22 protein-coding genes are annotated in these 21,498 nt (G+C 38.4%); 4 read left to right on the forward strand and 18 right to left on the reverse strand.

The genetic code is table 11. The features are described 5' to 3' along the window. Positions 1 to 205 precede the first annotated feature (205 nt). Entirely contained in the window at positions 206 to 1,474 is a 1,269-nt protein-coding gene (locus K7887_RS14470; protein WP_223490153.1) for an ATP-binding protein, read from the reverse strand. A gap of 292 nt (positions 1,475 to 1,766) precedes the next feature. Here K7887_RS14470 and K7887_RS14475 point away from each other — a divergent pair, with 292 nt between their 5' ends. Then, entirely contained in the window at positions 1,767 to 1,919 is a 153-nt protein-coding gene (locus tag K7887_RS14475; RefSeq protein ID WP_223490155.1) for a hypothetical protein, read from the forward strand. Between the two features lie 52 nt (positions 1,920 to 1,971). Here the strand turns inward: K7887_RS14475 and K7887_RS14480 are convergent, their stop codons facing one another. The 7 genes from K7887_RS14480 to K7887_RS14510 form a co-directional block, all read right to left on the reverse strand. Further along, entirely contained in the window at positions 1,972 to 3,021 is a 1,050-nt protein-coding gene (locus K7887_RS14480; protein ID WP_223490157.1) for a TolB-like translocation protein, read from the reverse strand. A 526-nt stretch (positions 3,022 to 3,547) separates the two neighbouring features. After that, positions 3,548 to 4,905 (reverse strand): IS3 family transposase gene (locus tag K7887_RS14485; RefSeq protein WP_223490159.1). Its coding sequence is split into 2 segments (ribosomal slippage): positions 3,548 to 4,434 and positions 4,434 to 4,905, totalling 1,359 coding nucleotides; the frame shifts between segments, so codons are not numbered across the junction. A 178-nt stretch (positions 4,906 to 5,083) separates the two neighbouring features. Then, positions 5,084 to 6,154 carry an undecaprenyldiphospho-muramoylpentapeptide beta-N-acetylglucosaminyltransferase gene (locus tag K7887_RS14490; RefSeq protein WP_223490161.1) on the reverse strand — a complete coding sequence of 357 codons (1,071 nt, stop codon included), beginning with the start codon at positions 6,152 to 6,154 and terminating at the stop codon, positions 5,084 to 5,086. 157 nt (positions 6,155 to 6,311) lie between these two features. Next, positions 6,312 to 6,476 (reverse strand): YvrJ family protein, encoded by a 165-nt coding sequence (locus K7887_RS14495; protein ID WP_223490163.1) that lies wholly within the window; start codon positions 6,474 to 6,476, stop codon positions 6,312 to 6,314. Between the two features lie 67 nt (positions 6,477 to 6,543). After that, entirely contained in the window at positions 6,544 to 6,759 is a 216-nt protein-coding gene (locus K7887_RS14500; protein WP_223490164.1) for a DUF2922 domain-containing protein, read from the reverse strand. Positions 6,760 to 6,797: 38 nt separating this feature from the next. Next, positions 6,798 to 7,013: a DUF1659 domain-containing protein gene (locus K7887_RS14505; protein ID WP_223490165.1), complete on the reverse strand. Its 216-nt coding sequence runs from the start codon at positions 7,011 to 7,013 to the stop codon at positions 6,798 to 6,800. 132 nt (positions 7,014 to 7,145) lie between these two features. Continuing rightward, on the reverse strand, positions 7,146 to 7,535 hold the full coding sequence (locus K7887_RS14510; protein WP_317849256.1) for a Spx/MgsR family RNA polymerase-binding regulatory protein: 390 nt from the start codon (positions 7,533 to 7,535) through the stop codon (positions 7,146 to 7,148). Between the two features lie 341 nt (positions 7,536 to 7,876). Here K7887_RS14510 and K7887_RS14515 point away from each other — a divergent pair, with 341 nt between their 5' ends. Then, positions 7,877 to 8,122: a DUF2626 domain-containing protein gene (locus K7887_RS14515; RefSeq protein WP_010194612.1), complete on the forward strand. Its 246-nt coding sequence runs from the start codon at positions 7,877 to 7,879 to the stop codon at positions 8,120 to 8,122. A 48-nt stretch (positions 8,123 to 8,170) separates the two neighbouring features. Here the strand turns inward: K7887_RS14515 and K7887_RS14520 are convergent, their stop codons facing one another. Continuing rightward, positions 8,171 to 9,286, reverse strand: a complete 1,116-nt coding sequence (locus tag K7887_RS14520) for a class I SAM-dependent methyltransferase (protein ID WP_223490167.1) — start codon at positions 9,284 to 9,286, stop codon at positions 8,171 to 8,173. 2 nt (positions 9,287 to 9,288) lie between these two features. Beyond that, on the reverse strand, positions 9,289 to 9,921 hold the full coding sequence (locus K7887_RS14525) for an MBL fold metallo-hydrolase (protein WP_223490168.1): 633 nt from the start codon (positions 9,919 to 9,921) through the stop codon (positions 9,289 to 9,291). An 83-nt stretch (positions 9,922 to 10,004) separates the two neighbouring features. On the opposite strand from K7887_RS14525, the gene K7887_RS14530 reads away from it, so the two are divergent. Together K7887_RS14530 and K7887_RS14535 are read left to right on the forward strand one after the other, a co-directional pair. Further along, complete coding sequence (locus K7887_RS14530; RefSeq protein WP_223490169.1) at positions 10,005 to 10,490, forward strand: hypothetical protein; 486 nt, start codon at positions 10,005 to 10,007, stop codon at positions 10,488 to 10,490. Positions 10,491 to 10,603: 113 nt separating this feature from the next. Further along, the gene (locus K7887_RS14535) at positions 10,604 to 10,777 is read left to right on the forward strand and encodes a DUF2759 domain-containing protein (RefSeq protein ID WP_010194607.1); all 174 of its coding nucleotides are present in this window, start codon (positions 10,604 to 10,606) and stop codon (positions 10,775 to 10,777) included. Between the two features lie 374 nt (positions 10,778 to 11,151). Here K7887_RS14535 and K7887_RS14540 read toward each other — a convergent pair whose 3' ends face one another. From K7887_RS14540 to K7887_RS14575, 8 genes are all read right to left on the reverse strand, one after another. Beyond that, positions 11,152 to 11,466 carry an MTH1187 family thiamine-binding protein gene (locus K7887_RS14540; RefSeq protein ID WP_223490170.1) on the reverse strand — a complete coding sequence of 105 codons (315 nt, stop codon included), beginning with the start codon at positions 11,464 to 11,466 and terminating at the stop codon, positions 11,152 to 11,154. Between the two features lie 17 nt (positions 11,467 to 11,483). Next, entirely contained in the window at positions 11,484 to 12,614 is a 1,131-nt protein-coding gene (locus K7887_RS14545; RefSeq protein ID WP_223490171.1) for a YqgU-like beta propeller domain-containing protein, read from the reverse strand. Positions 12,615 to 12,745: 131 nt separating this feature from the next. Continuing rightward, complete coding sequence (locus K7887_RS14550; RefSeq protein ID WP_223490173.1) at positions 12,746 to 13,945, reverse strand: M14 family metallopeptidase; 1,200 nt, start codon at positions 13,943 to 13,945, stop codon at positions 12,746 to 12,748. A 120-nt stretch (positions 13,946 to 14,065) separates the two neighbouring features. Continuing rightward, positions 14,066 to 15,961: an LTA synthase family protein gene (locus K7887_RS14555; RefSeq protein WP_223490175.1), complete on the reverse strand. Its 1,896-nt coding sequence runs from the start codon at positions 15,959 to 15,961 to the stop codon at positions 14,066 to 14,068. Positions 15,962 to 16,343: 382 nt separating this feature from the next. Further along, positions 16,344 to 17,303, reverse strand: a complete 960-nt coding sequence (locus tag K7887_RS14560; RefSeq protein ID WP_223490176.1) for an ROK family glucokinase — start codon at positions 17,301 to 17,303, stop codon at positions 16,344 to 16,346. A 16-nt stretch (positions 17,304 to 17,319) separates the two neighbouring features. Further along, positions 17,320 to 17,511: a YqgQ family protein gene (locus K7887_RS14565; protein ID WP_223490178.1), complete on the reverse strand. Its 192-nt coding sequence runs from the start codon at positions 17,509 to 17,511 to the stop codon at positions 17,320 to 17,322. A gap of 846 nt (positions 17,512 to 18,357) precedes the next feature. Next, complete coding sequence (locus K7887_RS14570) at positions 18,358 to 19,794, reverse strand: spore germination protein (RefSeq protein ID WP_223493662.1); 1,437 nt, start codon at positions 19,792 to 19,794, stop codon at positions 18,358 to 18,360. 183 nt (positions 19,795 to 19,977) lie between these two features. Next, a complete protein-coding gene (locus K7887_RS14575; protein WP_223490179.1) occupies positions 19,978 to 21,489 on the reverse strand; it encodes a rhomboid family protein in 1,512 nt (503 codons plus the stop codon). Positions 21,490 to 21,498: the final 9 nt, after the last annotated feature.

The raw sequence follows: 21,498 nt of genomic DNA on the forward strand, positions 1-21,498 counted from the left end.
CCACTTTTATCTCTAATGTCTTATTTATACCCTTTTTCCACACATTTTCTCCCTTCATTTTTAATCTTTCACATAAAAAGGGACAGAGACTGAGTCTCTGTCCAAAAATCCCGTGTACGAAAGGAGAAGGAAGCTGCACACGATATATTCTATGCATGAATCTATGAACTGCTTGGTCATCTATCTCTTATCAAACGCACATTTTTTATTGTGTTGGAAGATCAATAGTGACAGTTGTACCTTTTCCTTCCTTGCTATCGATATGAATAGTTCCTTGATGTTCTTCGATGATTTTTTTCGTTATCGTCAACCCAAGTCCCATCCCTTTTTCCTTGGAAGTGAAGAAGGGATTGCCGATATTATCCATGTTAGAGGATGAAATTCCTATCCCGTCATCTTTGACTTGAATACTTTTTCTACCATCATTCTCCGGCAACCCGGTAATCATTATCGTTCCCCCGTCAGGCATCGCTTCCATGGAGTTTTTGATAAGGTTGATGAAAACTTGCTTCAGGTTATTCTTATCCCCTCTAACCATCGTATCAGGGCCAATATCTTCAATGGAAAAAGAAATATTATTAATAACAGCCTCATTTTCCACCAATTTTATTACATATTGTAGAACTTCCAATATTGGAATAAGCTTCAGTTCTTTTGTTTGAGGTTTCGATAGAACTAGCAGCTCCGATACAATATCATTTATTCTATCAATTTCAGATAGCACCATTTCCACATGATTTTTGTTTGCTTTTCCTGATCGTTGGATTAATTGAATAAATCCTTTAATAGACGTTAATGGATTTTTTATTTCATGGGCAATACCTGCAGATAGTTCGCCAACTACCGATAATTTTTCTTTTGTTACCAGCAGTTGTTCTGTTCTTTTCAGAGATGATATGTCCCTGCCTATAGTAACAAGTGCTTTTCTTCGTCCATCGGCATAAAACAAAGGCACCTTAATCACATCAAACGTCTTCCTCTCCCCGTCTTCAAGGCAGAAAGATTCCTCTTCCCGTGAAATCTTCCCTTCCTTCCAAGTTTGCTCGTCTGTTTTCATACAGTATTCAAAAGCCTCCATGAAATGTGGAGAAAAGACTCCTAATTCTATATCTGTCTTCCCTTTATAATCTACATCTTGTAAGTCATAAAGAGCCAGCCCATATTCATTTGTTTGCAACCATCTACCTTGTCCATCTTTAAAGCAAACAAAGTCAGGCATATTGTTTATTAAAGTTGAAAGTTCTTGTTCCTTTTGTTCAAGTTCTTTCAATGCAGCATGCTTTTTCAACATCAAATATAATAATAGTGTAGTGATCAGTATAAAAAGCCAACCTTTTAACAGGTTGATATATTCTGCTATATCGTTATTGTTATTTTGCTTTAAAACGTATATCCAATAATCTGTCAGCCCGATCCATACGATTCCAAAAAACAGATAGATTAAAGGTATAAACTTCAGCCATTTCCTCTTCATAAAATACCTCTTATATCCTTAAAAATAATTGAATTCCATTAAAATCCATATGTATATGTATTCAGTACTTTCATTATATCTTTTAACGGTAAATATAGATATAAAGTCCCGCTTGGGAAAGTCAGATGAAAATTCATTGAATTACACCCGAAAATCATTATACACTTTCCCAACCTGTAATTTCTAGTTACTTTAGCAGTATAGTTTCCTTTTCTATATATAATAGGAAAGGTTTAACCTGTTTCCAACAGGGTATATATTGGTAAACAAAGCTTTACAGGGAGGAATTCACATGGAAGATAGAGATGTAAGAGTGGATAAAAGGGAAACAAAAGAAGATCGTGGTCTAGTTGCTTCTACATTCATTAAATACACTGCCTACCTTATTATTTTTTTCGGAATCATCTGGTTCATTATCAGTTATCTTCTACCAATGCTCCAATAAGGCAATCAAAGCCCAAGTCGATATAGACTTGGGCTTTGTTTTTTTATTTTAACTAAAGAATGGTTCCAGAAAACTGTGGCATTTGCAAGGTAATGGATTTAATTTTCTCCCCATTGATATCCACAGCCCACAATTTATAGTTCGGTTTTCCCCTCAACCAACTCTGATCCTGGATAAATAATACCCTCTCTTTGTCCCGGAAAAATACCGGTTCTGTAATCAAGGTACGAAAGCTTGTAATAGGTTGTACTTCCTTCCCACTTGTACTCATTGTGTACATTTCATAGATGAATTGCGATTTTTCACGAGGATTTTCGCTTGCTGCAGAAAACGCAATAAGGTCCCCAGTTGGAGAGAGTTTGCCACTATAGATAATATTTGTATTAAAATCCGGGTTTACGTACTCTCTCTCCATAGTCTCAGTGTCCATTACAATAAAAGATGAATGAAGACCTTTTTCTTCATCTTTACTCCATTCCACAAAGCCAAGTTTACTCCCGTCCTCTGTGAGTGAGAGGCTCCGCTTTTTTAAACTTTCATCATGAGTGAGACGCTCCTTTTTATCTCCTGTAATAGAAATAGAGTACAAATCAATGTTAGTTGGGCCTTCCTCTATTTCATTGCCTTCCTGATAACGCTTTGCTGCTAAATAATAGATGGATTGATCGTCCTGTGAAAAAATAGCATCCGTTATTAATTCATCTTCTTGCGAAAGGCGGATAAGTTCACTTCCATCATTGTTCATTATGTAAAGTGATCTAGTTAGTGTGTTCTCGCCCTTTTCTTGCGATAAAAAGAGGATCTTATCGCCTTTGGATGAATAGCGAGGATGCACATGGCTTTCTTCCTGCCTTGGATAGGTTAGTTGATTAACATTGCTCCCATCAACATTTGCTTTATAGAGTGCTCCATCCCCACTTTGATAAAATGGAAAAACAATGGACTTGTCATCAGGTGACAAGGTGACTGTTTCCCCGAATCCGTTATCAATAGGGAGCCATGAGCGGGTAAATCGTTCTGAGAAGAAATATAAAAGGACGGATATGATGATGACAAATCCTATAAGGGAGATGGTGAATAGTTTTAATGTTTGTTTTTTCATCGGTATCGGCCTCTTTCTTATAGATGGAATTAATACTATGGTAGTTTACCCTCTAATGGAAAATCCTACTTATTAAACTTAGAAATTATTTTACAAGAAAAACCGGGCAAATTCCGCCCGGTCTTTTTATAGCGTAAACCATTAGTTAGTGGTTAATCGCCGCTGTTCCTTTCCGCAAATGGCTACGCTTTCCACGGGGCGACCTTGAGCCTCCTCGCTTCACTGCGGGGTCTCAACATTGCCGCTACTCCCCCGTAGGACAAGGAAGGCTTCGACAGCGATACTTCGCACGAAGAAAATGCGTAGCATTTTCGAGGAGTCTTCGCCATTTGCTCCAATACACAGCTAGAAATTTAGTTAAAGTAACGTTATTGGTTTTGCAGTAACTCGGTTAGTTTTTGACTAAAGTGAATGCAGTCACCTTGTTGATTGAAGTGGAAGGCGCGCAGACGCCCGCGGGAGGAAGGGACAGGTGAGACCCCACAGGCGCAAGTGAACTGAACCCTTAAAACTGGACACATATATTCTAAGCAGCTTGCTCAAAACTAGCTCGATAAGCTACTGGACTTTTCCGTTTTAACCTTGATTTTATTCTCAAGTGGTTGTAGTAATGGATGTACTCTTCTAGCTCCTCCTTAAAATGGGCGACGCTATCAAATTCTTGTAAGTACAATAATTCAGATTTTAAAATTCCGAAAAAGTTCTCCATTACTGCATTGTCATAACAGTTTCCTTTTCTAGACATACTTTGGGTAATATTATGTTGGTTTAAAGTCCTTTTGTATTTTGGCATTCTGTAATGCCACCCTTGGTCAGAGTGAAGGATAAGATTATCGTCTTCATTTAGCCGTTCTAATCCTTGTTTTAACATGTTTCCTACTAAATCATAAGTGGGCCTTGATTGAATAGTGTACGTTATGATCTCGCCGTTAAACAAATCAAGTATAGGAGAAAGATATAATTCCTGACCAAACAACTTAAACTCTGTCACGTCAGTGACCCATTTCTGATTCGGCCTATCGGCCTTAAAATTACGGTCTAAGATGTTTGCGGCAGCTTTTCCTATTTCTCCTTTATAAGACTTGTACTTCTTCATCCTTACGATGCATTGAAGTCCTAGTTCTCTCATAATACGGTACACTTTCTTTTTATTGATTATATAGCCTTTTTCCTGTAGGACATCGGTAATACGACGATAACCAAAACGGCCTTGATGCTTACGGTATATGAACGCAATACGTCTTTTCCACTTACGATCAGGGTCAGGTTGTTCCCAGCTTTGAACAATGAAATAGTAGGTACTTCTAGATATATTAGCTACCTTCGCCAATTGATTTACAGGGAATGCATGCCTTAGTTCATATATTACTTTCGCTTTAATTTCTTTGGTAATTTCTCTTCCTGAACTAAGGCTTTCAGCTTTTTTAAATACGCATTCTCCATACGAAGATATTCTAATTCTTTTTTCAACTCTTCCATGGAAGGGTTGGTAGCTTTGTCGTTATTGGATATTTTATTGTGTTTGGAAGTCATAGTAGATAGCCCCTTTTCTTTTGGGTTAAAGGCGGCATCTCCACATGTCTCCCACTTACGTTTCCACCTACGAACCATACACGGATCTGGGATGTGGAAAATCGCCGACGCCTCTCGAATGGAATAATTCGATTCCTTTATAGTTTGAATTACCCTCAGTTTAAAGGCTGGCGAATAGTTTGTATAGGGAAACACAAATGCTTGGTCACCGTGGTGCTTTACTAACATCACCCAATATCGGAGTACAGAGTCGTCTACTCCAAGTTGTTTAGCTAATTCACGGTAACTATATAATTCATCCAAGTAACGTCTTGCGGCAAGGAGTTTTTCCTCCTTAGTGAATATAGTCATTCGGACTACACCTCCTATTGTTAGATCGTGTGTCCAACAATAGGGGTGCAGTGTACAAGCCGAGGAGGCTGACGGACTGCCCGCAGACAAGCGAAGCGCCTGGAACGGAAATCAACAGCATTACATATTTTCTTCACTTACCAAAAAAGCAACCTACTAATAGATTGCTTTTTTTGTATTATTTTGCTGTGTTTATGATTTCTTTTAGGATAATTTCCAGTGTGTTTGGTGCACTGTCTTCTGACATGTTTTTTTGAAGGTGATCTTTATCATTCTTGAGTGCCTCTAGTTGAATTAACAGGGTTTCAGTAGTGAGATCTTCTTCGAACAAAACCTTCGCAAACCCTTTCTTCTCAAATGATTGAGCATTCAAGATTTGATCTCCCCTGCTTGCATTCCTAGAAAGTGGGATCAACAGCATCGGTTTACGCAATGCCAGAAATTCAAAAATGGAATTCGCACCAGCTCTTGAGATGATAAACTCGGACGCTGCTAAAACATCTGGAAGCTCTTGATTGATATATTCAAATTGTTTATAGCCTTTTACGCCTTCAAGGGAACGATCCATGTTTCCTTTTCCGCATAAGTGGACAATTTGATATTGCTCTGTTAATGGAGTTAAGACTTGACGTAAGGTTTCATTGATTTTTTTCGCCCCGAGACTTCCTCCCATAATGGTTAGGATCGGTTTTTTCTCATGAAATCCAAGCCATGCTCTACCTTCTTGAGCTTTTCCTTTGAATAACTCTTCTCTGATCGGTGAACCGGTAAATAATACTTTATCAGACGGAAAGTGCTTCAATGTCTCGTCAAATGTGACAAATACTCTTGTCGCAAATTTGGTTGCAATTTTATTAGCAAGCCCCGGTGTAATGTCTGATTCATGAATGATAACAGGTATTTTTAACATTTTTGCTGCCATCACTACAGGAACAGTGACAAATCCACCCTTGGAAAATACGACTTTAGGCTTCACTTTTCTTAAAATCAATAGTGCTTCCATTGCCCCTTTAATGATTCTGAGTGGATCGGAAAAATTCTTCCAGTCAAAATAGCGTCTGAGCTTACCACTTGAAATCCCGTGAAAAGGGATATCTTCTTTACCGATAATATCTTCTTCAATTCCTTTTCTTGAACCGATATATGTAATATCCCAACCTGATGCTTTTAGTTTATTCATGATTGCAATATTGGGAGTTACATGGCCTGCAGAGCCACCGCCTGTGAAGACGATTTTTTTATTAGTCATTGTATCAACATCCTTCATGTCATTCTCTCTCTTCTTATTATTATCGAAATAAGGTATAAAGGCAAAAAATTTATGTATCCATAGACGTTACCATAAAGAATATTCTACGTAAAACAGGCTATTGAACCATATTGCTCGTTCAATAGCCTGTTTTTCTTTATTTAATGTTCCTTTTAGGCAGTGCTTCCCTGGATAATTGATATGGAAGTTGTTGCAACGTTTTTGTTACATTTTCTAGTTTTTGTTCTATTCGATGCAACAAGTAGAACGTGATCACAATCGGGAAACCAACTTCACTTATCCATGTCCACCACTGGTCCATGACTCCTCCCCCTTCCTGTTCAAATAAGAAGGGCCTACTTATATAGAGTAGACCCTTCCAGAGTTCGTTAAGCTATTTCATATTCCGTAACATTACGTTCCACAATTCTTGCACTATCTTTTGTGACAAAATTCCCACCTTTGGACGTAAAAACATTGGCAGCAATAATGGTATCCATCGCCTCTTCGATTTCCACCTGTGTTAAATCCGCTCTAGGATCATCAACGGACACCTTCACCTTTGTGCCTTCTTCATTCAGGAAAAATAATTCTAGTGTAAACATGCACCCACCTCCTTTCTATAATGAACTAGTCGGACTTATTAGCCTAGATAGTGCAACTCACTACGTCTAACATTTGATACAGGTGTTGTCTGAAGGCCAGAAATTGCTCCTGCTGCTTGTAATAGCGCTGTCGCCTCTGCATCCACTTTAATGTTGTTGTAGTTTTTGGAACGGAACAATAAATTCCCTTTGTCATCCTCCCCTAATTCATACATTAGACGAAGTTGGACATTTTCTACTGCGTAATCTGCCATGTTCTCACCCCCTTTCACCTTCTATATAAAAAGTTAAAGGAGAAAAGTAGTGAACAGATTAAAACTTTCTTAAAAACATAAAAAAGCCATTCCATCTACAAGGTAAATGGAGTGGCTGAATTTGAATTTATTTTATGAAACAGATTGCTTTAGTTCAAACTTAGATTTCTGTCTGGAAAGCTTTTGCAACTCAGATTCGTTATAGCCAACAATCAACTTTTTCCCACTAGTGATGATTGGTCTTCTAAGCAGCTTTGGCTCCTCAATGATTAATTCAATTAGTTGGGAAAGAGATAATTCATTTACATCAATCCCCAGGTCTTTGAAAGTTTGGCTTCTAGTTGCTAATATCTCATCAATTCCTTCTGTTGTTAACGAAAGGATCTTCATCATCTCTTTTTTGTTAGGAGTTTCCCGAAAAATATGCTTCTCCTGGAATTGAATATTGTTACCTTTCAACCACTTCTTCGTCTTTCTACATGACGTACAACTTGGGTAACTGTAAAAAATGATTTCATTCATCATGCTTACCTCCCCGTTATTTTTTCTTCAGTATTTTATGTTAATCTCATTGTATACCACTTGTATAACTTTTGTACAGTAAAAAGATAACTAATTTATGAACAAATTACGACAACATATTTTCTTTATCAAAAAATAAGGCTTTCTGTTTAACTTTGCACTATAATGGAAATAGGTATGATAGAAAAATAGTTGCATAATCATTATGGATATGGTTAAAAATGTACTTATCTTGTAATCGTCACAAACTAGAAACAAACGCTTATTTACAAGTAAAGTATTGGTACATTATAATAGGAAAGTGACAAGCATAAGGATTAGTGCGTAAGGAGGGGATACATATGGATCGTATGTACCGTGTAATGGGTTTCTGGACTGGGATTTTCGCGGTTATGTTTTATCTTGGCCACATGACTCAAACGTCTTTACTTTTCTTCGGACAAACGGTATTCTTCATTTTATTAAGTTATCTTAAGCTATCTGAACGTATGTACATCTATATTTTCGGAGCATATTTAACAATTTTCTTTGTTGCCTTCTCGTATTGGACAACATTTATGATGGTGCCTGGATCTGGTGGTCATTAAACATACGTAGCTGAACAATAAAAAGCGATTGACATATGTCATCGCTTTTTATTGTGGTTCCGGATTTATTAGCTTTTTCCATTTATTCGTTCCCTTTTCATGTATAAGTACATGAAAAGAGTTACTCCAGCTTCCGTCCATAATCAGGGTTCTTATCGCTCGGTTCTGTTTGCTTTTTTCCGAAAACGGATTTGGATCCTGATTGTCTTGAAGGTAATCAAGTATGCCTGCTGCCACCAGAAATTCCCCTTGCCTCATCGTTCCTGCATGACTGAACCCCAAGCCTTCAAAGCGCCCCTCTAACGTATCCAAGTGGATATGTGAGGTTAAATCCATCTCAGCAGGGTATTTCAGGGGATCCTTTATCAGTTGATGCTGATAATAACCTCGAAGACTGCCCTCCATTAAATCCTGACTAGCTAATTCAGAAAAACGGTAGCCATAATCAACCGTTATAATGGTACCTGCCAGCAGCCATTCTCCGATTATGTTCGCATAATCCACCATTGCTAAAGGGATTTCCATTCGCTGTCCTTCTGAAAAGGTCAATTTATATTTAGAAATGTAAGCCTGAATTTCCACATTCTCAAGCTGAATGCTTTTTTCAGTTAAACCCTCTTCTTCTATCGTTACAAATACTTCCTTTAAGGTTCCATTTGTGTATTCAATAACATGAACAGGCAAAGCATCGAATAATTCATTGGAAAACAGTACACCCTTCCTAAAGCTCTCAGGGACATCTTCTAAAGAAGTAAAGTAGCTAACAGGTTCAGAATCTGGGATAGTGGTTTTCTGCAAATGAATGTGATAGGAGCTTGTCTCCACCATGACATAGGTCAAGCGGCCATAGAGCGGTCCATCTAGGAGTTTAAACTCCTCCAATAGATGCTTTGCAAACCTGCCATTTCCGCCGCCAACCTCGATGATTACCGGTGGAATCTCCGTTTCATTAAAATACTTTACCAACAGTTTAGCAAATAGCTTTCCGTAGACATTATGAACATTGCTGGTTGTGATAAAATCCCCTTTTGTACCTACCTTGTTCTTAGGTTTCATATAATACCCTTCGAAAGGATGGTAGAGAACAGCCATCATATATTCGGCAAAATCCAATTTTTCTCCCGGTGCCTTCTCTATCTGTTCTTGGAGAAATGTTGGGATCATAGTTAAAATCCATTAAGAAATGGGTTACTATCCATTTCCTTCTCTATGGTAGTAGTCATTCCATGGCCAGATAGAACAGTTGTTTCTTCCGGCAGGGTCAACAGCTTGTTGTGTATGCTTTGTATAAGCTGATCATGATTGCCGCCTGGAAGATCAGTTCTTCCGATGCTACCTGCAAAAAGTGCATCACCTGCAAATACCACTTTGCTAGCTTCATGATAAAAGCTCACACTGCCTGGCGAATGGCCTGGAGTAAACAATACTTCTAGTTCGAAATTGGAAATGACTAATTTATCTTCTGATTGAATTAGATGATCTGCAGAATTCGCCGTAATGGGGCCAAGTTGGAAGAACTGCGAGCCATTTAGGCTTGGATCTCCTAGCCAATTCTTTTCTTTCTTATGTACATAAACAGGAACATCCCAATGTTTACGAACGGCATCTACTGCTCCTATGTGATCAAAGTGAGCATGTGTCAATAATATAGCTAAAGGTTTAAGCGCATTTTCTTCCAAGTAGGAATTGAATGCTTGCCCTTCACTTCCCGGGTCGAAAATGAGGCATTCTTTTCTTTCATTTATGAGGAGGTACGCATTTGTTTGCAGCGGACCTAGTGGCAGCTGTTTCCATTTCATATCTTTCCACACCTTTCCTTGAACTATCTATCCATCTATTTTACACTAAGAAGTAGAACTTGAGAAACGAAAGGAAATTGCCTATGAAGTCGATGTTCGGTTTGGAAATACAATGTGCAGATGATAAACCGCAATACTTTCAGAACCTTCTCTTGCAGCTTAAACAGATAGCCAGTATTTTTGATTCAGATGACAGTATGCTTATTACCGATTCTGCCATGGAGGCGAAGGTTGTAAAAAACATGTTGATGGACCGATCGATCTTAGAGGAAACCTATTCACTTTCCTTAATAGAAAACCCGGTTGCCTCAAGCCTTTTCACCGACTATGGTTTTGTTTCAGAAAAAAACAATCATTATTTATATCAAGACATGATATCCATATTTCGAATTGAAAGCGGTAAACAAGCTGATATTGAAATGTTTCTTATTCAAATGGAAGAATCAATAATTGCTATTGAGGAACAATATAAAAAATCCTATATTATTGATAAAGAAAATAAAGAATTTATGGTGAAAGTAGCTCGAGCTTATGACATAGAAGTGTCAATTTTTGACCTCGACAAATAGTGAGAAAACATTTAAAATGTAAATGGAGTGTATTGTAATGTTCCATTACATACTTATTTTATGGAATTTCTTTTAAATAGAAATGGAAATGATCTCTGAAAGGGGCGTTAACCTTGCCATTAGTTATTATTTTTGGACTTGTAACACTTTTATGCGTATTTGCACTTGTCCGTTCCCTTAAAGAAAAAAACTTCCTAGGAGTTCTTTTCGCATTTGGAACTGTTGCAGTGTTTGGTTGGTTTACAGTAATGACTGTCATTGAACACGGTTATCCGGTAGCACACTAAGTTGCTATTGCTTGCATGAAAAAGAGTATTCTTCCCGAATTGGGAGGGATACTCTTTTTTTGTTGATTTAAATATTTCAAGCAAATATCGAATTTGTGAATATACTGATAGCAAAGTTCAACAGCTATATATTTGGTTGTTATAGGAAATACTATTTGTTAATGAATAGTAGGAGGGTGATATGGTTGGCATTAAGGACATTATGTGGGAGTTGCAGTGGGACAGGGAGAAAAAAGCTCTTTATGCTGCCCTTCTATAAAAAGTGTACGAAGTGTAAAGGGCACGGCCGCTTAACAAAGAGTTTCTATATTTAGTGCAAAAAATATAAAAATGCCAGGCACTCCCGTAACGAGGCACCTGGCATTTCATTTTTTTTATATGGAGCGTTTGGACTCTACTGCACGAAGTTTATCATCCATTTGTACGCTTTTGTCTCTGCGATCATCTATCCTTATGTTGGTTGCTACACGATGAAGGCCTTTTTGAAACGGCGCTTCATGGATAACCTGTACCACGTGCATTAACGTTGGGAGTTCTCCCTCGATAATCGTACTCATTGGAGTTAATTTATAGTTGATTTTTCCTTCTTTTTTAAATCCCTCTAAGATATCTTGTATATCTGCAACATAGTCACTTACACTTGGCCCGTTCGTTCCTATAGGAATAACCGTAACATCGACGATTGCCATTCTTTTTGCCCCCTCTTTTAGGATAATTCCACTAGATTTACTATTTCCTTTGTTGAAGGAATTATTATTTGCTCCAACTGGTAACCATACAAACAATAAACTCCACTTGGAGAGCATTTCAATGGCGTGTTCTCTAAATCTTTTGCCAGCACCTTCTTTTCCCCGCTTGTGCTGTCAAATGATATTAATTGAAAGCCATCAGAATATCCATCTGCATTCCCTGCGCGAGTTGACTCGAATGTATAGAACATCTTTGTGTTATCTACAAAATCATAATAAGGAATAAAGTAATTCGAATATGACGTTAGTAGTGGCGCTTTATAGGTCTGAATTTCTTTCAATTCCGGAAAACCATAAAATGAATAAGAAGCTATTCCCACATCATCCACTGACCCTACGGTAATTAGCAGGTTGTCATAGGTATGGAACATCACGACGCTTTCCTTTAGCTCCCTTTTTTCTTCCGTCCCTAAGTTCTCTGCATATAACGGAGCTTCCAAGTCTGGCATCTCATGATTCCAATCTATAAAACCTATCTCTTCATTTGGCAGCCATTGCACAAACGGATCTGCTACATCTTTTTTTACCATACTTTTATCATGGACATCAAGCAGGAAGGTATCATAAGACCAGTCCTCTTTAAAAGATGATACAACCAGCTGCTGCACAGAAAAGGGATTCCAGGAATAGACAAGATCTATGGAATTATCAAAAGTCCATTCAGCAAGTTCTTCTCCTTTGTCTGATAGAACTCTTAATTTCCCTTCGGTTGCGGAAACTGCAGAGCGAACAAGAAACATGTCATACGTCTTATTAGCTTCCACTGACATAATCAATTCTTCAGATTTATAAAACACATCTGTTTCACCTGAAATCAGATGAAAGGAATGGACAACAGAACCGGTGCCTTCGTTAGCTATATATAATATGGTTTCATCATTCAACCATTCTGAAACCGTAGTGAATTGATCAAATGGTAATGAGAGCTTTTTAAGTGGTTCATTATGAAAGTTTGATGGATTGAAAGGTTTTTGTTTTTCCTGATTTGAGAGTGCAGGCGCATTGCTAACTTCCTTGGGGTGAGGAGGAGATTGACATCCTATCAAAAAACAACTGATGATACAGACTACCCAAAAAACCCTTTTCATTGCACCCCTCCTTTTTTCCTATCTTAATAACGATTATGAGGCAGGAAAGGTTTCAATACAAGCTAAAAAAAATTATATTCTTACAGGAATAATTTTTCCAATAAAAAAACGGCAAGTCGGGAACTTTGCCGTTAAAGGTATAGAGAGGCCAGAAAAATACCGAGGGTTTTTTGGTAGATCGTGTCGTATTGGGACAAGGGAAGTGGGTTAATTCCTTTACCAAGTTCCAACGTGAATCCAGGCTTTTTATATTCCTGAATGAACCAATCTTTGAATCCGGCGTGACTGTCAACATAGCGAACGCTTTTATAGGTACTGACCCTTTCAAATTCCTCTGCGATCGCTTCACTCTCCACAGGTTCCAATCCTTCATAACCCCAGTAGAACTCTTCCCCTTGGGTATGGACTGCAATCACTTTATCAAAATTTTCTTTATCGGCCAAGCCGGCCATCGCTAATGCTTCAGGCTCAGTCAATGGCAAGTCCCCAGGATAATCCCGTGGAGAAGGAACTTTCTCTTCTTTTCTTGTCTTCTCTATTTTCCAATTGGCAGGAAAATGCTTATTTAAATCAATACCCCTGATGTTTGCTTTCCACCCTAAATAATCAAGACGATCCTGATTAATATTTTCCACTAGTTTCTTAAAAGGAGTTTCAGACGGCGGCCCGTTCAGCACAAGATCCACTCCATCAGGGTTGACCATCGGAACAATGGAGAGCTCAGCTTGATCATATAAAGGTATACAAGGAATACCTCTTAATGGTGTAAAGTTCGTTAAGCATCTTAGGTAATCGTTAATTAGATTCATAATTACCGCACTGGTAATCCACTCGTTTGCATGAAAGCTGCCATTCCAATGTATTTTCTTCTTTCCTTTACCTAATCGTATGTGATGCAGGGACTTTCCCATTACAGATTGTCCTATTGAAGTGCATTGAATGAATGGGTAAATTTCCTTTAACCTATCAATGTCTTTTACCAATGTATCGTAATCGTATGGTTTTTTCGGGTTAACAATATTTCGTGTTTTCCGAATAGGCACTTGCAGGACATCTCCGGCCTTTATTTGGGCAAAATCTTTATCTTGATTCACCAACAATATACAATCCGCCGAGAAATTTAGTTTTTGAGCGATTGTTTGAATGGTTTCCACTTTTAAGATTTTATGATCTCTATGGGTAAAACCCGGGATAGCTATCTCTTTACCAATTTTAAGGGGTTCTGAGCCAGAGGGTATCTCTGGGTTGGAATCGCATAATAATTGCAAGGGCAGCCCAAATAATTGACTATAGTACCATAAGGAATCCCCTCTTCTTGCAAAGACCTTCATTCTAAATCACCGCCCACCATAAGCATTTATACTAACCATATGGTGAAGAGGTAAGATTTAGAACGTTGTCTCAAAAGGAAAAAACACCGAAAGCAAGTAAGCTGCTTTCGGTGTTTTGTATTATTCCTCTATTTTGCTTTCGTCCACTTGAATGGAAGTTCCATCATAAAAACGAAGCAGATCTCCGTATACAATCTCATCAGAGTATTGAAGTTCTTTTTTCGCTTTTTCCATATAAGGCTCACAAGCTGATTGATCTGTCTCTTGTTCTGTTTCCTTATCATAACAAGCGTTTTTAGTATATACCACTTTATCTGTTACAAAGCTGCCGTCACGGAATACGACAAAGTCATTTCTGTCTTCGGAGAAAAGATCTGCACCGAATTGGATATCATTTTTCGTTTCCATTCCCAGTAAGTGTTTGATAGTAGGTTTAAGGTCAATCTGTCCACTAACTGTATCAAATTCTTTCGGGTTTTTATCTGTCACACCTGGGATGTGAACAAACATTGGAACGCGTTGCAATTGAGCATTTTCAAAAGGAGTAATCTCTTTTCCTAAATACTGGCTCATTGCTTCATTATGGTTTTCAGAAATACCATAGTGATCTCCATAAAGGATAATGACGGAATCTTCATAAAGACCTGATTTCTTTAACTCATCAAACAATACTTTAATTGATTCATCACTATATCTTACAGTAGGGAAATAACGGTTCAATGTACGACTGTTAGAATCAAATTCATCGACAAATCTGTCTTCTTCATCCAATACGAATGGGAAGTGATTAGTCAGCGTGATAAATTTAGCATAGAAAGGTTTTTCTAAATCCTGCATGTATGGGATGGATTGTTGGAAAAACTCAATATCCTTTAAGCCCCAACCTACAGAATTTTCTTCATTTACATCATAACTTTCAATATCAAAGAATTGGTCATATCCTAGAGATTTATACATTACATCGCGGTTCCAGAAACTTTTATTGTTTGCATGGAACGTTACCGGAGTATAACCTTCTTCTTTAATTGCATTAGGCGTAGCTGTATGGAAATCATTTGTTCCATGAGTAAAGAACACGGCACCGCGTCCTACAGGATATAAGGAATTATCTAATAAGAATTCAGAATCTGACGTTTTCCCTTGACCTGTTTGGTGGTAGAAGTTATTGAAATAATAACTTTGATCTTTCAATTCATTTAAGAACGGAGTAATCGGTTCGCCGTTAATTTCTTTGTCAATTACAAAGCTTTGCATAGATTCCAATTTCACTACAATGACATTCTTACCTTTTGCAGCACCATAAAGATCGTCATTAGGTGCCTTATAGCTAGCATTGATATAGTTCTGGATCTCAGCAAGTTCACTTCCATCAGCCATTGCACGCTGCGCACGTGTTTTGGACTGAATGACAGCATCATAAACATGGTAGTTATAAGTTCCTAAGTTTTTCACAAGAATTTCACGGTCGAATGTACGAGTCAATAATTGCGGTCTTTCTGTTTCTGCCAAACCTAAGTTGAAAAGGAAAATACCAACAATAGATAAGAAGTACATTTTGCGAACTTTCGGTCTCCATGTACTCATGCTCACAAATGATGGCGTCCATTTCGCGATTGCAATAAGAATGATTACATCAGTGAACATCAATAAGTCAACTGGTGTCATTAGTTCTGTAATACTACCGCCAAGGTCACTCATGTTACCTGATTGAAATAGTAACGGGATCGTGATGAAATCATTAAAGAAACGGTAATAGACTGCATTTGCATAAAGGACAAACGAAACGATAAAACTTGAAATGATCAGATATCGCTTCATTCCCTTTTCTTTAAAGAAGAGGGCAAAACCGGCAATAAGCAATATAAAGCTTAACGGGTTAATAAATAAAATAAATTCTTGTTTCAGGGATTCAATTGTAATGTTAAAACTTGTTTTATATACGATATATGTTTTTATCCAGAGCAGAACAACTGCAATCAAGATAAAAGGCACTTTTGATTTAAAGGCTTGCTTCATCTTTTTTTACCTCCTTATAGCAAAGACAGGGAAGCTCTTTATTTTAGTATTGTTAAAAAAACTTTTTAGATGTATTCATGACCAACTTTTCATTACCCTAAAAATTTGGCTACGACATATCTTAAAACTTTTTTTACAAAAAATCAATGGATAATTAATACTGTATTTATATTAAAGAGCTAGAATAATAGTCTTGGCGTTGTTTGCAACTATATATAATAGACGCAGTACAAGCCAAAAAGTTTCAATAAATATAGATGTTTTTTTATTCTAAATAGTCAAACAAAAAGGAGACTTCTGCTAAGAAGCCTCCATAACGCACTATTCTTGCTTCTTTCTATCTTTTTACCCAAGAGAAAGAAAGAATAAACTATACACTTTTTTACAATTTTGTTTTTGCCAAATACGCCGCTCCGATTACTCCTGCATCATTTCCTAAAGTTGCTTCAGCAATCTTCACGCCAACCTTTGTTCTTGGAAATAAGTATTTTACAAAATGATTACGTACAGGATCTAATAACTTGTCCCCTGCTTTTGATACCCCACCACCGATAACGATTTTCTCGGGGTTCATCGCATTTGCCAAGTTCGCAAGAGCCAGTCCTAAATAAGAAGCGACTTTATCGACTACAAATTGCGAAATTTCTTCTTTTGTATCAGCTTGCTCAAATATTAATTTTGCTGTCAATCCTTCTTGTTTCGCTAACTCTTCCAGCTTACTGCCTGGAGTTTTTTCCATTGCTTCTTTAGCTAAACGAACGATTCCCGTAGCAGATGCAATCGTTTCCAGACATCCTGTTTTTCCACAATTACATGGAGCTCCACCTTCCGGAAGTATCGTGATATGTCCAATTTCGCCGCCAGCTCCGTTAATACCGTGAACAATCTCCCCATTTGTGATAATGCCTCCGCCTACTCCTGTCCCGAGGGTAACGCAAATGAGATCTTTGGATCCTTCACCAGCACCTTTCCACATCTCACCGATTGCTGCAAGGTTCGCATCATTATCAACTACTACAGGCAATCCTGTTTCTACCTCCAATAAGTCTTTTAACGGGTAGTTTTCCCAGCCCAAGTTAACTGCTTCATAAATTAGTCCTGTTGCCATATTGACTGGACCTGGCGCACCCATTCCCAGTGCTTTTAGTTTTGATTTTGACTCGCCCAGTTCCTCTAATTTACTATCTATGGCTTTAGCAATATCTGTAGTGATATTTTTACCTTTTTCACTTATATCAGTGATGATTTCCCATTTGTGAGCGATTTCACCGTACTGTGTAATAAATGCCATTTTAATAGTTGTGCCACCTAAGTCGACACCAACTAACCATTTGTTTTCCATTTGTTTCACCTTTTCTTTATCTTAATTTGGATAATTCTTGTCGCAGGATGATCATGGCGGATTGGAATACACTTGCGTCCAATACCCCCGAACGGTAGAGCTCCCTTATTTCGTCTTCCATTAGCTCTAAGTCTGCTATTTTGTCACCTGTATAGATAAAGGCTCCAAAACCTTTTAAAAGTTGTCTTATGTCAAAAATTGTTTTCATGACTTCACCTTTTCTTCTTTACTAGCTGAAAGGGTTTGCGCTCCATTTTTAGTATAAAGGATTCACTTCGGACGTCAAGCAAGAAAATATAAGAAAACCGGGAATACCCTCCCGGTTCTTTTAATCCTAAATTACTTTAGCTGGATGGTTAACCGCCGCTGTTCCTTTCCGCAAATGGCTGCGCTTTCCACGGGGCGACCTTGAGCCTCCTCACTTCGTTGCGGGGTCTCAACATTGCCGCTACTCCCCCGTAGGAGTCTCCGCCATTTGCTCCAATTCACAGCTAGAAATAACTTGAACCAAACATAAATGCTTTTTCAGTTAACTCATTTAGTTTTAAACGCCTTTTAAAAAGCCCCTTAATAAATTTCCATTGTCACCAAGATCTTCATATTGCGATGAGGACCTCTCTCCTCCTTTTTCCTCGTCACTGAGGTTTTCATAACCGCGATGAAGACCTCTCTACTCCTCTTTCCTTGTTACTGAGGTCTTCATAACGACGATGAGGAGCTCTCTCCTCCTCTTTCCTTGTCACTGAAGTCTTCATAACCGCGATGAAGACCTCTCTACTCCTCTTTCCTTGTCACTGAGGTCTTCATACCGACGATGAGGACCTCTCTCCTCCTCTTTCCTTGTCACTGAAGTCTTCATAACAGCGATGAGGACCTTTCTCCTCCTCTTTCCTTGTCACTGAAGTCTTCATAACCGCGATGAGGACCTTTCTCCTCCTTTTTCCTCGTTACTGAGGTCTTCATCCCAACGAACAAGAGTGACCTCTGAAGAGACAACAAAAAACGGATGGAGTGTTGGCCATCCGTTTTCCATTTACGATATTTAAATTGCTTTTTATCTATCCGGGTCTTCCGGGTGCAGGATTGTCGGCCTTCTGTTTTTCAATGGAATTGGAGATCGTATTAACACATCTCGGAACCCTCTGTAATTGAATGGGATAAATGGCCACAAGTATGGAACATTGTAGGACTTCATCATCATCAGGAACAGAACGAGTATAACGAGCCCGGCCATAAATCCAATGACTCCAAACATGTACGTCAATAGGAGCAGTGCAATCCTAAATAACCTGTTTGCCAAGCTGAGTTCATAACTTGGGGTTGAGAATGTTCCAATTGCTGCAATGGCAAGGTATAGAATAATCTCTGGTACAAAAAGCCCTACTTTTACCGCTACATCCCCAATGAGAATTGCCGCCACAAGTCCAAGTGCGGTGCCTAAAGAGGTTGGCGTATGAATGGCTGCCATTCGGAGCATATCCATACCTATTTCAATTATGAGTATCTGGGCTATTAAGGGCACTTCTCCGGATTCGGTTGGACCGATATAAGCTAATTGTTCAGGCAGTAACTGTGTATTCGTTGCCAGCAGAAACCATAATGGCAAAATAAATATGGACGCCCACACTGCCATAAATCGGACAAGCCTTAAGTAGGCTCCAACCACCGGTTTGTTTCTGTACTCTTCAGCATGTTGCAGATGATGCCAAAATGTAGCGGGAGTTATGATGACACTTGGGGAACCATCCACTATGACTAGAACATGTCCTTCATATAAATGAGCTGCCGCTGTATCTGGCCTTTCTGTGTACCTGACTGTAGGATAGGGATTCCAGTGACGTCCGCCAACAAACTCCTCCAGTGTCTTTTCTGCCATTGGCAGACCATCTGTATCAATATTTTGTAAGGATTCTTTAATTTCCTTCACTAGATCAGGATCTGCAAGTTCGTCCAAATAACAAAGACTTATATCTGTCTTTGATCTTCTTCCAACTTGCAAATATTCCATTCTGAGTGAACTGTCTCTTACTCTTCTGCGGATTAAAGCGCAGTTGAAAATCAATGTCTCTACGAATCCATCTCTCGAACCGCGAACCACTCTTTCCATGTCAGGCTCTTCGGGGCCTCTGACAGGATAGGTTCTTGAGTCAATAATAATCGCTTCCTCAAGTCCTTCTACAATCATAACAGTTGGACCTGCAAGGACCTGATCTACAACGGTTTCTAAATCATCTGTTTTATCAATTTCCACGTATGGTATATATGTCTTTAAAAGTTTATCCAGAGGTTTTTCATCTAGATCTTCTGGCAAAAGATCGGACAAAAATTTCATTAAAAAGAGCATGATATCATCTTTACCGAAACCATCCACTAGGAACATTCCTATTTTTCTACCTGCATAATGGAGATCTAGAAAGATTAAATCAAAACTTTTATCCACTGCCATTCTTTCTTTTAAATATTCAACATCCTCATCGAAGTTTCCCGACATTTTTCTCGTTGGTTTATGCCAAGTCAAAATGAGTTCCTCCTAATTCTTAATGTATTAGGTATGAAATATTTATCATCTTTTCATTTTCTGCTATAACTAGCAAAAAAATACAAGAATACACAAAAAAACAGCAGGAATCGCCATCCCCCAGGAACGGCAATCCTTGCTGTTTTATTAGGAAGTTTATTCTAACCCCTCTATTTCTGTGCGTAAGTTATTATAGGCTTCTACAGTAGAATCAAGTTCTATAGCTTTATCTATGGAACTTGATGCCTTTTCGGTTTCATTCAACTCTAGATAGACTAATGCTAAGTTATAGTGTGCTTCATGAAAACTTGGCTGTAGAGTAGTAAGTCTTTCTAACCGATTTTTCGCATCCTCTATTTTGCCTTCTTGGATATCAATATAGGAAAGATAGAAAAGGACCTCTGGAAATTCTTCGTCCCTATCTTCAAGATTAATAAGAAGATTATATGCTTCTTCATATTGTTCTTGCTGAACTAACGTTTCCGCTTGTTTAATTTGGGCAGTTGGATTCTCTCCATTGTAACCTTCTTGCAGCAAAAAGTATGTTAATACAGCGGCTACTGCTAATCCAAGTATTCTTTGGACGAATTTTTTATGGTTCGGTAAATGCACCACAGCTGATGCTAAGAAGCCACCAATCAACCCGCCAATATGCCCGGCATTATCAATGCCTGGGATGGTAAATCCGATAGCTAAATTTATTCCTATCAATACCAGTATGTTCGTACCCATTGTGCGGAAGAACAATTTTGGATGGATGATTCCAACAAACAGGAGCGCACCAAAGCAACCAAAAATTGCGCCGGAAGCACCTGCAGATAGCGATGAGGTGAATACGAAACTAGCTAATGAACCGGCAAATCCGGCAAACAAATAAATCCCTAAGAAACGGATGTTTCCATATATTCTCTCAACAGCAGCACCCAGGTAAAATATGGCCATTGTATTGAGCAATAGATGCAAAAACCCAATATGGAGGACTATCGGGGTAAAGAAACGCCACCACTCCCCTTCCAGGATGGCTGGGTTATATTTAGCACCGTACTTTACCAATGTCTCTGGATTTTGGCTTCCTCCATTTGTCTCCAGTAAATAAAACATTACTAAGTGTAAAAAGATAAAAAGGTAGGTAAAAAGGGGTTTTCCGTGTTGAAATAAGGACCTTTCCTTTTTATCTCTTTGAGAAGAAGCATTTAGGACGGTCTGTTTAAGATGGTATAGGCCTAAATCGTCTAGTTCAGCATCTTCCTTTATGGTGACCTCATCCCCAGTTACATGTGAAATTCTATTTAAGGCATTTTGTGTATTTCCTTCATGCAGCACGATAGAATGAAGCTCCGTTTTTTCATTTTCAAAAGGTTCTTCCACCCTGAATTCCCAATCATCCACCGGCGGGTATGATGAAACATAAATATTGAACGCATGTAAACGGCGTTTTCTCAACTGTTGTTTGAAATTAACGACATGACTGGATGCATTTTCAATATCACGTTGAAGCCACGTGCTCCAATCCAAATCATGTCGATAGATTCTGATAATTGGTGCTTTTTTATGTGTAAGGTTTTCTAGCCAAAGTTCGTTTTGATCTGGAGAGATATGTAAAATTCGATATTCTTTACTTACTACGAAATGTTGAACAAGCTGCCAAAATAAGATATCTTGCTTCAAACGCCCACC

Source organism: Sutcliffiella horikoshii (assembly GCF_019931755.1).
Classification (GTDB): Bacteria; Bacillota; Bacilli; order Bacillales; family Bacillaceae_I; genus Sutcliffiella_A; species Sutcliffiella_A horikoshii_E.